The organism is Cupriavidus sp. 8B, from assembly GCF_054589115.1.
Genome location: NZ_BAAILO010000432.1, coordinates 218,448 through 230,839, shown reverse-complemented (window position 1 = coordinate 230,839; position 12,392 = coordinate 218,448). Strand labels below are relative to the sequence as shown.

Here is a 12,392-nt window from a genome sequence, read left to right as displayed (position 1 = left end):
GCTACCCGTTGTTGACGCTAGATGTGAGCTAGATGTGCACTGTGCCGATGAGTCCTGCCTCGCTTGCGATGCACCAGAGCCCGGCCGGCGCCGCCCCATCTATCTCGGGAACGTCGTGGATGCCAAAGCCCGCCAGTGCCCTACGATAGCGAGCACCCAATCGGGCCTCACCAATCATCGCGATGCGCGGCGTTGACATGGCCAGGGCGCAGCGTAACTCGTCGCCGATCAGCAAGCCGGACAGATAGTCAAGACTGGCAGATCCCGGCAACGCGCCGAGCAGCACACGTGCGCGCGCCGAGAACAAGAGAGGAGCGATGCCATCCTTGCTTTCCCGTGCTGAAGCCACACCGTCGTCGAATGCGGCTTCGTCTGACAATGTCCTGGCAGCGCCTTCCCGCGCAAATCGCCCGAGTATCGAATGATCGCGCAGTATCGCGAACAGCTCACCGGTCATGAAGGTCTGAAATCCGGCAATGCAACCGTCGGACAAATCGACCCACTTGCTATGTGTACCGGGGAGTAGCAACCGAACGCCGTCACGTAGTGCCGGGCGCAATGCCAATGCACCGAAAATCTGCGTCTCTTCCCCGCGCATGACCTCAGGTCGTGGTCCGTCAATCGAGATACCGGGCACGATATGCACCGAGCCGCCATCCTCTAAGGGGATCTCCAGCAAGCCGGCTGCCATTTGAGCCGGGCCAGCGGCCCCTTCACAGTAGGGCGCTTCTCGCCAGCCTTGCGTGCTGCCGACCATCCCGGATGCGATCGCGGGCAAGCCCGGTGCAGCCCGCCGCCAGTCTCCCGCGACCTGTTCGAAGGCATCGGGAAAGCCGCCTGGCGGGACGTGCATGACACCCAGCGGGGCCGCGCGTTGCTCGAGCACGATCCCTTGATCGCCGAGCAAGAAAGCGCGCAGGGATGACGTGCCCCAATCCAGCGCGATCACCCGTGCTGCATCGATCGCGTTCATGACCGCACCGCCAGGAAAAAAAACAGCGTGGCATCGCGATCCACCTCTTGGCGTTCATGGATTACGTCACTCATTATTCCTTCCCTTTGCAAAATGGATCGGACATCCGGCGTCCCGCACCGCGTTGCACGCTCAGGCAGCCAGGTAGCCGCCGTCGACCGGCAGGATGACCCCTGTAATGAAGGCGGACGCGGGAGCGCAAAGGAAGGCCACAGCGTCTGCGATGTCCTCGGGCTGGCCCCAGCGACCCAGCGGCGTGCGCTGCAATATGGAGCCGCTGCGCGCCTGGTCTTCCTGCAGCGCCTGAGTAAGCGGCGTGGCGATCCATCCTGGCGCGACGGCGTTCACACGAATGCCGTCAGAAGCATAGGCCAATGCAAGCGACTTTGTCAGCTGCGCAATGCCCCCCTTGCTGGCGGCATATCCCGGGACCAATGCGCCCCCGAAGAAGCTGAGCATCGAAGCCGTATTCACGATGACGCCGCGCCGCGCAGCCAACAAGGGACGGGCGCCGCTGCAAATACGCATCGTGCCGGTCAGATTCACCGCGACAACCTGCTCAAACACCGCCACGTCATGCTCCGCGCCGCGACGAATAATGCCGGCACAATTCACCAGGATGTCCAACGTGGCCAGTTTCCGGAATAGTGCAGCAACATCGGCGTCGTTGCTCACGTCCGCGAGGGTGACGTCAACGCGGGCGTCTAGCGAGCCGTCACCTTGATCGATACCAACTGCTGTAACGCTGGCACCGAGCGAAGCAAGGACATTGGCCACTGCGGCACCAATGCCCTGGGTCGCACCGGTGACAAGGGCATGCTTGCCCTTGAAGAGGTCAGGCTGAAAAGTCATGATGATCCGAACGAAAGCTGTGGCGGGCAGCAGTCAACCCAGCGCCCTGCCGCTGTTTGAAAGTCACTGGTGCAGGCCGATCTTGCCGATCAGGGATTTGAAGTAAGCGTTGTCCTTCGCGATCGCGGCCCTGAACTCGTCCTGGTCCGCATAGGAAAAGCCCAGGTTCTGCTTATCCATCATGTCCCTGAGCGCGGGCTCCCGGACGGTCTTGGCGATCGATTCGCGAAGCACGCTCACCACTTCTGGCGGTGTGTTAAGCGGCACGGCAACGCCGCGCCAGGTGCCAATGGACAAGTCCACCTTGCTTTCCTTCAACGTCGGCACGGCCTCAAAGCCCTTCACTCGCTTGTCGGACATGACCGCCAGCGTCTTCAGCTTGCCAGCGGCTACATAGGGATAGACTTCAGCGGGACTCACTGTCACCGCGTCGATATGGCCACCCAGCAAGGCGAGGACCGCGGGATTCCCGCCCTGGAAAGGAATGTGATTGAACCTGGTGCCGGTCTTGTCTTCAAGCGCGGCTGCGGCGAGGTGCCAGATCGATCCATTGCCGGCATTCCCGACCCGGATCGCGCCCGGATCCTTTCGGGCAGCATCGAGGAACGCCTCCACGGTCGTGTAGGGTGAATCGCTGCGCACGGTGATTGCTGAAGGGTCGGCGTTCAGTCGCGCAACCGGCGTGAGGTTTTCGTATGTGAGCTTGGTCAGCCCAAGGTGCGGAACAATCGTGATGTCGGCCGTCAGAAGGGACAGCTTGTAGCCATCGGGCTTCGCGTTGGCCACCTCCGCCCAGCCGATCGCCCCGCTTGCGCCAGGCTTGTTCACCACAATCACGTTCTGCGGCAGGTGTTTTCGCGAAGATTCCACAAACGCTCGTGCCAACGCATCCGTTCCGCCACCCGCCTGGAAGGGCACCACCAACTCGATAGCGTGAGTGGGATAGGCAGTGCTCTGCGCGTGAGCCAGGGTGGCAGCGCTGCCCAGCAGCGCCACTCCCAAGTGAAGTCCACAATAGAAGCGAAAGGCGATTTTTTTCACAGGACTTGTCTCCATTGCTCTTTTAGGATGATCTTGGTTTGCTGCGATACCAGTCGGACCCGCATACCCCGATAGCGCGGCAGCCTCGGCGCCGATGCCGGCCGCGCCGCCAGTGATGACGATCACGCTTTCCTGAAAATCGTAGTGCGCACGAGATTGCTTCATCGCTACCGAATGAATTGCTCGACGTAGTCGGCCCCCAGGCCGATCGCCTCAAAGTGCTTTCGACACAATTCGATCTTGGTGAACACGTCTTCGTAGCCCATGCCTTTCCCCCATGGATCCGTGTAGTACATGACCCCGTTGACTTGGAAGTACGTGATCATCTCTTCCACGTCGGGTGGCACGTACAGCGTGTGCGTCTCGCCCGGCGGCTCAAAGACATAGCTGCCTTCCGTCGCTTCCCAGTCGTGCTCGAGATATTTCCAACGGCCCTTGAGAACGAACCCGTGGACAGCCTGCGGATGACGATGGCGGCTTAGGACCCCGGACTTGCGCACGCGCAGCAGGTTCATCCAATAGCCTTGGCTCGCATTCAGGCACAGCGGACGAAACCAGACGTTTTCCGCCTGCGGCACCCACAGGCGCTCGTCAGCGGGGATGGCGTGCGGCACGACGATTTCAGGCCGCGCATCCCTCGGGTTGGGAAATTGGTATGGAGTAAGCGGTTCAGTGTCAGGTGTATCGAGTGGCATGCCGTTGTCCATATTGTGGATATCATGACTACAATATGGACAGATTTTAGAAGACGGACTTCGATCCGGAAAAGGAGGGTTTTCCCTCGCCGGTTACGAATGCGTGCATTCGTTGCGAGTCCTGCCCCACAAGCCGCCGATAGCCTGAAATGGCGCACGCGAGCCAATCCGGCTCGCCAGGACACGCTGCGCCCGTATCTCGTCCTTGAAAAACCCGGATTACTGTATATATTTACAGTAACTGTATGGATGAACAGTATCTACGGGAGCCGATCATGGAACACCTGGTCCGGGTACAGAACGAATACGACAGGCAGGTCCTGGCCTGGCTGCGCGAACGCGTAGGCGACGCGGCGGTGCAAGCCGCGGCGCAGCGGCTGGCGGGAGACCGCAAGCCATACCTGTCAACGATCTGCCGCAGCCTGAATGTCACGCCACCGGCCCGCCGCACCCTGTGCGCCCAGTCGAGCCGGGCCAGCCGGGAGGTTGGAGACCGCTACCTTGCGTCGATCCGTGCGCTCCTGGCGCGGTCGGCACCGGCGGCGCAGCGGCATTCGCAGCAGCAACCCGTGCCGACCCAACCCTCGCAATACCAGAATCCGCATTAGTCCCGCGGCGTGTGCCCGCGCCGCGCCGGCCCGGGCAGCGCGCTGCGGCCCGCTCGGACCGCCGTGTGGCCGCCATCGGCCATGACCAGCGCGCCGGTGATAGCGCTCGCCTTGTCCGGGGCGAGATACAGGATGACTTCGGCAATCTCCCCCGGCTGCGCCGCGCGCCAGCAAGCTGGACTTGCCAAGTTCGATGAGGAACTCGCGGCCGTTGGGCATCTGCTCATCAAGGAGGATGCCGGTGACGATCTCGCCAGGCCCCACCGCGTTGACGCGAATCCCGTATTCGCCGGCTTCGGCGGCCAGCACGCGCGTGCGCTGCGCCACCGCGCCCTTGGACGCGGCGCAAGCGGCAATGGTGGGCAGCGCCACCCCGCAGGCATACAAGCCCACATTCACGATCGTGCCGTGCCTGGCCGGAATCATCACGCGTAGCGCCCGGCAGGCGCCGTTGTCTTGCCGGATTCTATTGAATGCTAGCTCGTTCCTGCGGGTTGCGCCGGAACCGTCCCTCAACGCTCGCTGTCGAGAAACGCCATCTGCTCCTCGCCGTAGCGGGTGCCGGCCACTGCCTGCTGCGGCACGGCTTGCTCGATCAGCGCCATGTCCGCCGCGGATAACGTCAGCCTTAGCGCACCCAGCGCGCCGTCGAGCTGCGCCAGCGTGCGCGAGCCGATCAGCGGCACCAGTTGCAGGCCCAGCTCGCGGCCCTTGGCCAGCGCCCACGCAATCGCCACCTGCACACTGGTGGCGCCCAGCCCTTGCGCCACCTGGCCGAGCGCGGCCACCAACTGCTGGTTGCGGTTCAGGTTTTCTCCGCTGAAGCGCGGCAGGTGGCTACGAAAATCGGCCGGCCCCTTGGGCTTGGAGCCGCCTAGCAGCCCACGCGACAGCACGCCATAGGCGGTCACTCCGATGCCGAGCGTCTTTAGCAGCGGAAAAATCCTGGCTTCCGGGCCGCGGCTTAGCAGCGAGTACTCGATTTGCAGGTCGCTGATGGGATGCACCTTGTGGGCGCGCGCGATGATCTCCGGGCCGACCTCGGACAAGCCGATATGACGCACATAGCCCGCCTTGACCAGGTCGGCGACCGCGCCGATGGTGTCTTCCACGGGCACTGCGGGATCGTGCCGGGCGAGGCGGTAGATATCGATGTGGTCGGTACCTAGGCGCTGCAGGCTGTAGGCGGCGAAGTTCTTCACCGCCACGGGACGGCCGTCCATGCCGAGCCAGCCGTGGTCGGGCGCGCGCAGCGCGCCGTACTTGACCGAGATCAGCGCCTGGTCGCGCCGGCCTTTCAGCGCCCGGCCGATCAGCATCTCGTTATGGCCCGCGCCGTAGAAATCCCCGGTATCCAGCAGGTTGATGCCGGCATCCAGCGCCGCATGGATGGTCGAGATGCTCTGTGACTCGTCGCTGGCGCCGTAGAAATCGGACATGCCCATGCAGCCAAGGCCGAGGGCGGAAACCTGTTGCGGGCCCTGCGTGCCGAGGGCGGTGAAAGCCATGTCTTGGGATTGGGTCATTTCGAGCTCCTTCGATCGGTTAAGCGATGGAGTGAGTTTATTGTGCGGATAAAGGCGAATAAACTATCATTTCTGTAAATTACTGTTCCCGATAAAAAGAACAATCTGTTACGCCACCGCCCTCACCACGATGAGTATCGACCGTTTCAAATCCATGGAAGTCTTCGTCCGGGTGGTGGAGCTGGCCAGCTTCTCCCGCGCCGCCACGGCGCTGCACCTGCCCAAGGGGCGCGTCACCACCATCATCCAGGACCTGGAAACGCATCTTGGCGCGCGCCTCCTGCATCGCACCACGCGGCGCCTGAGCCTGACCGACGACGGCATGCTTTACCACCAGCGGGCCGTTGCCATGCTGCAGGAAATGAATGAACTGGAAGCCGCACTGGGCCATGCGGTGGTGACGCCGGCGGGACGCCTGCGCGTGGACGTGTCGGCCGCCACCGGCCGCCACGTGATCGCGCCTGCGCTGCCGGACTTCTTCCGCCGCTACCCGCAGGTGGTGCTGGAGCTTGGCAGCTCGGACCGCCCGGTGGACCTGATTGCCGAGGGCGTGGATTGCGTGATTCGCGGCGGTCTGGTGCATGACGAAAGCCTGGTCGCGCGGCACCTGGGCGCGATGGCGGTGGTGACCTGCGCCGCCCCGGACTACCTGCAGCGCCACGGCACGCCAGCCACGCTGGCAGACCTTGAGCAGCATCGCTTCGTGAACTTCTTCTCGGCCAAGACCGGGCGCGTGTTTCCCTTCGACTTCCGGCGCGGGGACGAGGCTTATGAAATCACCCGGCCGCACTGGGTGGCCGCGAACGATACCGACACGTACATTGCCGCCGCCGTGGCCGGCATGGGCCTGATGCAAAGCCCGGCCAACCGCGTGCTGCGCGAGCACCTGGCCAGTGGTCGCCTGGTACCGGTGCTGCCGCACTGGAATGCGGGGACATTGCCGATCGTGGCGCTGTATCCGCGCAACCGGCACCTGACGGCAAAGGTTCGGGTTTTCATCGAATGGGCGGCGGAACGCTTCCGTGACGAGATCGATCTGCCGCCGCTCTGAGGCAGCCCTGAGGCAGTCCGCACCCTCAATGCCGGCTCTGCGCGCGCTCGGCCACCACGTCCTTTGCTGCCAGCGCCGCGTTGACGGCGCGCGGAAACCCCGCATAGGCCGCGAGATGGATGATGGCCTCCACCATCTGCTCCTGCGTGCCGCCCACGTTCAGCAAGCCGTGCATATGCACCTTGAGCTGCGGCGTGGCCGAGCCCAGCGCCGTCAGCGCGGCCACCGTCACCAGTTCGCGAGAGACCAGGTCAAGCCCGGGCCGGGTGTAGATATCGCCAAAGGCAAACTCGATGATGTAGCGGCCGAGGTCGGGCGCTATGTCCTTGAGCGACGCCAGCACGCGCTCGCCCGCTTCTCCATCGATCTCGCGCAGGCTGGCAAGGCCCGTATCGAAGCGCGAACCGGCGGGCACGAGCGCCGGCGCCTGAGTGTCGGCATTGACGCTAACACCTTCTTTCGCGAAGACCGCCTTGCAGGCGGCCACACCGTTGAGCGCCGCCGGAAACCCGGCATACACCACGAGATGGTTCATCAGCTCCACCAGTTCATCCGGCGTGCAGCCGGCGTGCAATGCGCCCGCCAGATGGAAATTGAGTTGCGGCTCCAGCCCGCCCATCGCCGCAAGCGCGGCGACGGTCACGAGCTGCCTTTGCCGCAGGTCGAGCCCGGGGCGCGGATAAATCTCGCCGTACACGAAGCCGATCGCCAGGCTCGCCAGGTCGGGGGCGATGTCCCGCAGTGCATCGAGGATGGAGGGCTCGGTCGTTTGTTCGATGGCGGCGAGCTGGGCGCGGCCGAGCGCCATGGTTTGCGTGTTCATGCGGCTTCCTTTTATGCGTTGGGTTGACAGTGAGGCAAGCTTAGCCAGCACGCTCGCATGCCGCCAATGCCTTCGGCGTGATACCTTTGGCGTATCACAAGACAACCCGGCCTCCCGATGCAGACCCGCCTGGAACTCTGGCAGTTGCAGTACTTTGTCGCCGTTGCGGATGAACTGAGCTTTCGCCGCGCGGCAGAACGATTGTCGATCACGCAGCCGCCGCTGACGCGGCAAATCCAGGCGCTGGAGGAAACCATCGGCGCGCGCCTGTTCGAGCGAGATCGCAATGGCGTGGCGCTGACCCCGGCGGGCAGCCGCCTGCTGCCCGAGGCGCGCGAGCTGCTGGCCAGCGCCGATGCCCTGCTCGCCCGGGCCCGGCAGCGCGCCACGCGCAACAGCGGGCTGCGCCTGGGCATCACCACCGTGTTCGATGCCGCCCTGTTCACCTGGCTCGCGCCGGCATTGCAGGCGCAGGCGCCGGAGGTCCGGCTGCTGCAAAAACGCCAGATCTCGCAGCAGTCCATCGCCGACCTGCGCCGCGGCGCCCTGGACGCAGCGCTGATCGGCCTGCCGTCGGCCACCGGCGAGCTGGTGGTGGAGCGCCTGTTCGACGATCCGCTGGTGGCGGCGTTGCCGGCCACCCACCGGCTGGCCAGGCGCAAGCGCCTTTCACTGCTGGAGTTGCAAGACGATCCGCTGTTCTGGTCCCAGCGCAAGCTCAACCCTGCCTATTTCGACCACTACGAGGCCGTCTTCCGCGCGCTCGGCTTTGCGCCGCCGCGCGTGCCGGAGCCGGCGGACCACCATGTGCTGCTGGGCCTGATCGCCGACGGCCAGGGCGTGGCGCTGGTGCCGTCCTCCCTGCAAGCGATGGAGCGAGCCGGTGTGGTCTACAAGGAACTCAAGGAGCAGGCGGACCTGCGCATCGGCGTGGCGGTGGTCTATGCGGCAGGCAATCCTGCCCCGGCACTGCCCATGCTTCTGGAAACCCTGCGCGCCCGCTATCGCCCGGCGCCGTCCCCAGGCCGCAAGCGCCGCTGAACGGCAGGCCACGCCCCAATCTTTCCCGGCCCGCCGACCCTGCTGGCCTCAGGGCTTCCTTGACTTATCAATCCTTATATATGATAGTTATCTGAAATTTGTTCTCGTTTCAAGAACAAATTTCAACCAAAGGATTGCCGTGGATCTGGCCGAACTTGAGATTTTCCGGGCCGTTGCGCTTGAAGAAAGCGTCACGCGGGCCGCCAAGACCCTGGACCGCGTGCAGTCGAATGTCACCACGCGCGTCAAGCAGCTCGAAGAGGAGCTCGGCGTCGTCCTGTTCCTGCGCGACAGCAAGCGCATGACCCTGACGCCGGAAGGCCAGCGCTTCCTGGGCTACACCGAGCGGCTGCTGGCGCTGGCCGAGGAGGCCCGCCAATCCATGCGCAGCGAGGTGCCCTCGGGCACGCTGCGCGTGGGCAGCATGGAAAGCTCGGCCGCCAGCCGGCTGCCCCGCCCGCTGGCGCGCTATCACGGCAAATGGCCGGATGTGCGGATCGAGATCCAGACCGGCACCACGCAAGCCCTGATCGACGCACTGCTGGCGCATCGCATCGACTGCGCCGTGGTGGCCCATCCATCCGAAGGCGCGCCGGACACGCTGGACATGGACGTGCTCGGCCCGGGCCTGGAAGGCACGTTCCTGTTCTCCGAAGAACTGCTGCTGGTGCTGCCGCACAGCCATCCGCCGGTGCGCACGCCGCAGGACATCAAGCTGCGCAGCCTGGCTACGTTCTCGCGCGGCTGTACGTACCGCCTGTGCGCCGAGGCCTGGCTCGCCAGCGGCGAGGGCCCCCGGCTGACGCTGAACGTGCTGGAACTGGCGTCTTACCACGCGATCCTGGCCTGCGTGACGGCGGGCTCGGCCGTGGCCATCCTGCCAAGGTCGCTGCTGGCGCTGCACCCCGATGCCGCAGGCCTGCAAGCCGTGCCAGTGCGTACCGCGCACACCTTGCTGGTGCGCCGTTCGGGTTTTGCCACCTCGGCATACGAGGCGTTTTTGACGGAGCTGCAGCATGGCTAGGACCCGCAACGTCACAGCAGCGCCGCAGTCTTTGGGCAATGCCATGGCGCCCTGGATGCCATCGCTGGCCGCCGCGCTGGTGCTGGCGGTGGGCATGGGCTTCGGACGCTTCGCGTTCACCGGCATGTATCCGCTGATGGTGCGCGACGGCCTGCTGAGCGTCAGCGCCGGCTCGCTGGCCGCGTCCGCCAACTATGCGGGCTATCTCGTGGGCGCCCTCGCGGTCACCCGCATGTCGCAGCGCGTTGCGCCGCGCTTTTGCCGCATCGCCCTTTTCGGCACCGCCTTGTGCCTGGTGGCGCTGGCAGTGCCGGCCGCCCCCTGGTTCTTTATCGGCGTGCGCTTCCTGGCGGGCGTGCTCAGTGCCATCGCACTGATCTGCGCGTCCGTGTGGCTGTTCCAGGTGGTCGGCCATCCGCATGGCGCGCCACTGTTGTTCTCGGGGGTTGGTGCCGGCATCCTGCTGTCCGCCGAACTGATCGCCGCCGGCAACCTGGCGGGCTGGCACAGCCCTTTGCTGTGGATCGCGATAGGCGGCGGCGCCGCCGTGCTTAGCCTGCTGGCATGGCCGTATCTTGGGGGCCGCGTGCAAGCACACCAGCCGCATGGCGTTGCCAGTGCCACGGGCGAGGCCAATGCCAGCGGCCCGGGGCCCTGGCCGCTGGTGGCCAGCTACGGGCTGGCGGGATTCGGCTACATCGTCACGGCAACCTACCTGCCGCTCTTTGTGCGCGACGCGCTCGGCCACATCGATCCCATCCATATCTGGGCCGCCTTCGGCCTTGGCGCGGCACCTTCGTGTTTTCTCTGGCATGCGCTGCACGGCCGCCTCGGCACGCGGCGCGCGCTTGCGCTCAACCTGCTGGTGCAGGCGGTGGGCGTGATCCTGCCCGCGCTCAGCCACGCGGCCGTGGCCTACCTGGCTAGCGCGCTGCTGGTGGGCGGCACCTTCGTGGGCACCGTGACCATCGCCATGCCCGCCGCAAAGCGCGTGGCACACCGCGTGACATTCAACCTGCTTGCCATCATGACCGCCGCCTATGGCGTAGGCCAGATCGCCGGCCCGCTGGTATCCGATGCGCTGATGGCGCACAGCCATAGCTTCAGCGGCCCGCTTGCCGCCGCCGCTGTCGCGTTGCTGGCCTCTGCCGCCTTGTGCTTCCTGTGAAGGCCATCGCATGCCCGGCGCGCGGCACAGAACCCACCCCTCAACGAGGAAACCGTCAATGACCAACCCCATCCACGCCACGCAACCGCGTACGCTGCTCTCCCGGCTCGGCCTAGCCGCCCCGATCATCCAGGCCCCAATGGCAGGCGTCGGCACGCCGGCGCTTGCCGCGGCCGTGTCGAATGCCGGCGGCCTGGGCTCGCTCGGCGTCGGCGCCATGGACGCCGACGGCGCTCGCAAGACCATCCGCGAGACCCGCGCGCTGACGGACAAGCCCTTCAACATCAACCTGTTCTGCCATGCTCCCGCCGTCGCAAACCCGGCGCGCGAGGCGCAATGGCTGGCCTACCTGGCGCCGAGCTTCGCCGAATTCGGCGCCACGCCGCCCGCCGCCCTGCGCGAGATCTACACCAGCTTTGTCGCCGACGATGCCATGTTCGCGATGCTGCTGGAAGAGCGGCCCGCGGTAGTGAGCTTCCATTTCGGCTTGCCGGCGCAGGCCCGGATCGACGCGCTGCACGCAGCCGGCATCTTCCTGATGGCCACGGCCACCAGCCTGGACGAAGCGCGGCAGATCGCCGATGCCGGCGTCGATGCCATCGTGGCCCAGGGCGTGGAAGCCGGCGGCCACCGCGGCACGTTCAAGCCGCAGGGGCATGACGAAGGCCTCGGCACCCTGGCGCTGGTACGGCTGCTGGTCCGCAACACCAGCGTGCCCGTGATCGCCGCCGGCGGCATCATGGACGGCGCCGGCATTGCCGCGGCGCTGGCGCTGGGCGCGCAGGCCGCGCAGCTCGGCACCGCCTTCGTCGCCTGCCCGGAGACCGTGGCCGACGCGCCCTACCGCGCCGCACTGCTGGCGGACCCGCCGGCCAGCACCACGCTGACCCGCGCCATTTCCGGCCGGGCCGCGCGCGGCTTCGTCAACCGGCTGACCGAGCTGGGCGAGGCGGCGGACCGCCCGGCGATCCCCGATTACCCCATCACCTATGACGCCGGCAAGGCGCTGCATGCGGCGGCCAAGGCGCGCGGCAATGCGGACTACGCCGCGCAATGGGCCGGGCAAGCCGCGCCACTGGCGCGCGCCCTGCCGGCAGCGCAACTCGTGGCGACACTGCGCGAGGAGCTGGTGCAGACGATTGCGGCGCTGAGCGGGGCGGGGTTCGGCACTGACTGAGCGGGCCTATCGACGTTGGCTATCGGCGCTGGCTTTCGGCGCCAGCGCGCCCCTAGCGATGGCTGCCGGCGCGCCGGCAGGCGGTGGATCGCCCGCCCCGGGGCGCGGCCGCGCCTTGCTGAGCGGCTTCGCCACGCAATTGAGCAACCCCAAGACGGCGGTGGTCTACGCCAGCGTGGTTGCCGCGCTATTGCCCGCCCAGGTGCCGGCGCCGCTACTGCTGGCGCTGCCGCTGATGGTCTTTGCCATCGAGACGGGCTGGTACGCCATCGTGGCGATCGCGCTGTCGTCGGCGGGGCCGCGCGCCTTCTACCTGCGCTTCAAGCTGTGGCTGGATCGCGCGGCCGGCGGCGTGATGGCGCTGCTCGGCATCCGGCTGATCACGTCGCTGCGGCAGTAACACCGGCAACGAC

13 protein-coding genes and 1 pseudogene are annotated in these 12,392 nt (G+C 66.0%); 7 read left to right on the top strand and 7 right to left on the bottom strand.

The features are described from left to right. Nucleotides 1-28 precede the first annotated feature (28 nt). From ACYP5B_RS42060 to ACYP5B_RS42045, 4 genes are all read right to left on the bottom strand, one after another. Nucleotides 29-973: a 2-dehydro-3-deoxygalactonokinase gene (locus ACYP5B_RS42060; RefSeq protein ID WP_459573550.1), complete on the bottom strand. Its 945-nt coding sequence runs from the start codon at nucleotides 971-973 to the stop codon at nucleotides 29-31. A 132-nt stretch (nucleotides 974-1,105) separates the two neighbouring features. Then, on the bottom strand, nucleotides 1,106-1,825 hold the full coding sequence (locus ACYP5B_RS42055; RefSeq protein WP_400095042.1) for an SDR family NAD(P)-dependent oxidoreductase: 720 nt from the start codon (nucleotides 1,823-1,825) through the stop codon (nucleotides 1,106-1,108). A 63-nt stretch (nucleotides 1,826-1,888) separates the two neighbouring features. Further along, entirely contained in the window at nucleotides 1,889-3,031 is a 1,143-nt protein-coding gene (locus tag ACYP5B_RS42050; protein ID WP_400095040.1) for a Bug family tripartite tricarboxylate transporter substrate binding protein, read from the bottom strand. A 2-nt stretch (nucleotides 3,032-3,033) separates the two neighbouring features. Continuing rightward, nucleotides 3,034-3,561, bottom strand: coding sequence for a 2,4'-dihydroxyacetophenone dioxygenase family protein (locus tag ACYP5B_RS42045; protein ID WP_400095038.1), 528 nt, complete (start codon nucleotides 3,559-3,561; stop codon nucleotides 3,034-3,036). Between the two features lie 275 nt (nucleotides 3,562-3,836). On the opposite strand from ACYP5B_RS42045, the gene ACYP5B_RS42040 reads away from it, so the two are divergent. Beyond that, the gene (locus tag ACYP5B_RS42040; RefSeq protein WP_400095036.1) at nucleotides 3,837-4,169 is read left to right on the top strand and encodes a hypothetical protein; all 333 of its coding nucleotides are present in this window, start codon (nucleotides 3,837-3,839) and stop codon (nucleotides 4,167-4,169) included. On the opposite strand, the pseudogene ACYP5B_RS42035 reads toward ACYP5B_RS42040, so the two are convergent. Then, nucleotides 4,166-4,595: pseudogene (locus ACYP5B_RS42035) on the bottom strand (SDR family oxidoreductase). The gene ACYP5B_RS42040 and the pseudogene ACYP5B_RS42035 sit on opposite strands and share 4 nt — an antisense overlap. Nucleotides 4,596-4,681: 86 nt before the next feature. Next, on the bottom strand, nucleotides 4,682-5,677 hold the full coding sequence (locus ACYP5B_RS42030) for an aldo/keto reductase (RefSeq protein ID WP_400095081.1): 996 nt from the start codon (nucleotides 5,675-5,677) through the stop codon (nucleotides 4,682-4,684). A gap of 172 nt (nucleotides 5,678-5,849) precedes the next feature. Between ACYP5B_RS42030 and ACYP5B_RS42025 the strand changes: the two genes are divergently transcribed. Next, on the top strand, nucleotides 5,850-6,746 hold the full coding sequence (locus ACYP5B_RS42025; RefSeq protein ID WP_400095034.1) for a LysR family transcriptional regulator: 897 nt from the start codon (nucleotides 5,850-5,852) through the stop codon (nucleotides 6,744-6,746). 25 nt (nucleotides 6,747-6,771) lie between these two features. Here ACYP5B_RS42025 and ACYP5B_RS42020 read toward each other — a convergent pair whose 3' ends face one another. After that, nucleotides 6,772-7,569: a carboxymuconolactone decarboxylase family protein gene (locus ACYP5B_RS42020; protein ID WP_400095032.1), complete on the bottom strand. Its 798-nt coding sequence runs from the start codon at nucleotides 7,567-7,569 to the stop codon at nucleotides 6,772-6,774. A 117-nt stretch (nucleotides 7,570-7,686) separates the two neighbouring features. Between ACYP5B_RS42020 and ACYP5B_RS42015 the strand changes: the two genes are divergently transcribed. The 5 genes from ACYP5B_RS42015 (at nucleotide 7,687) to ACYP5B_RS41995 (ending at nucleotide 12,379) form a co-directional block, all read left to right on the top strand. Next, nucleotides 7,687-8,610, top strand: a complete 924-nt coding sequence (locus tag ACYP5B_RS42015) for a LysR family transcriptional regulator (protein ID WP_400095031.1) — start codon at nucleotides 7,687-7,689, stop codon at nucleotides 8,608-8,610. 139 nt (nucleotides 8,611-8,749) lie between these two features. Beyond that, the gene (locus tag ACYP5B_RS42010; protein ID WP_400095029.1) at nucleotides 8,750-9,634 is read left to right on the top strand and encodes a LysR family transcriptional regulator; all 885 of its coding nucleotides are present in this window, start codon (nucleotides 8,750-8,752) and stop codon (nucleotides 9,632-9,634) included. Then, a complete protein-coding gene (locus ACYP5B_RS42005) occupies nucleotides 9,627-10,802 on the top strand; it encodes a YbfB/YjiJ family MFS transporter (RefSeq protein ID WP_400095027.1) in 1,176 nt (391 codons plus the stop codon). The genes ACYP5B_RS42010 and ACYP5B_RS42005 overlap by 8 nt, the downstream gene beginning before the upstream one ends. A gap of 58 nt (nucleotides 10,803-10,860) precedes the next feature. After that, entirely contained in the window at nucleotides 10,861-11,979 is a 1,119-nt protein-coding gene (locus ACYP5B_RS42000) for an NAD(P)H-dependent flavin oxidoreductase (protein WP_459573549.1), read from the top strand. A 58-nt stretch (nucleotides 11,980-12,037) separates the two neighbouring features. Then, nucleotides 12,038-12,379 carry a LysE family transporter gene (locus ACYP5B_RS41995; RefSeq protein WP_400095023.1) on the top strand — a complete coding sequence of 114 codons (342 nt, stop codon included), beginning with the start codon at nucleotides 12,038-12,040 and terminating at the stop codon, nucleotides 12,377-12,379. Nucleotides 12,380-12,392 lie beyond the last annotated feature (13 nt).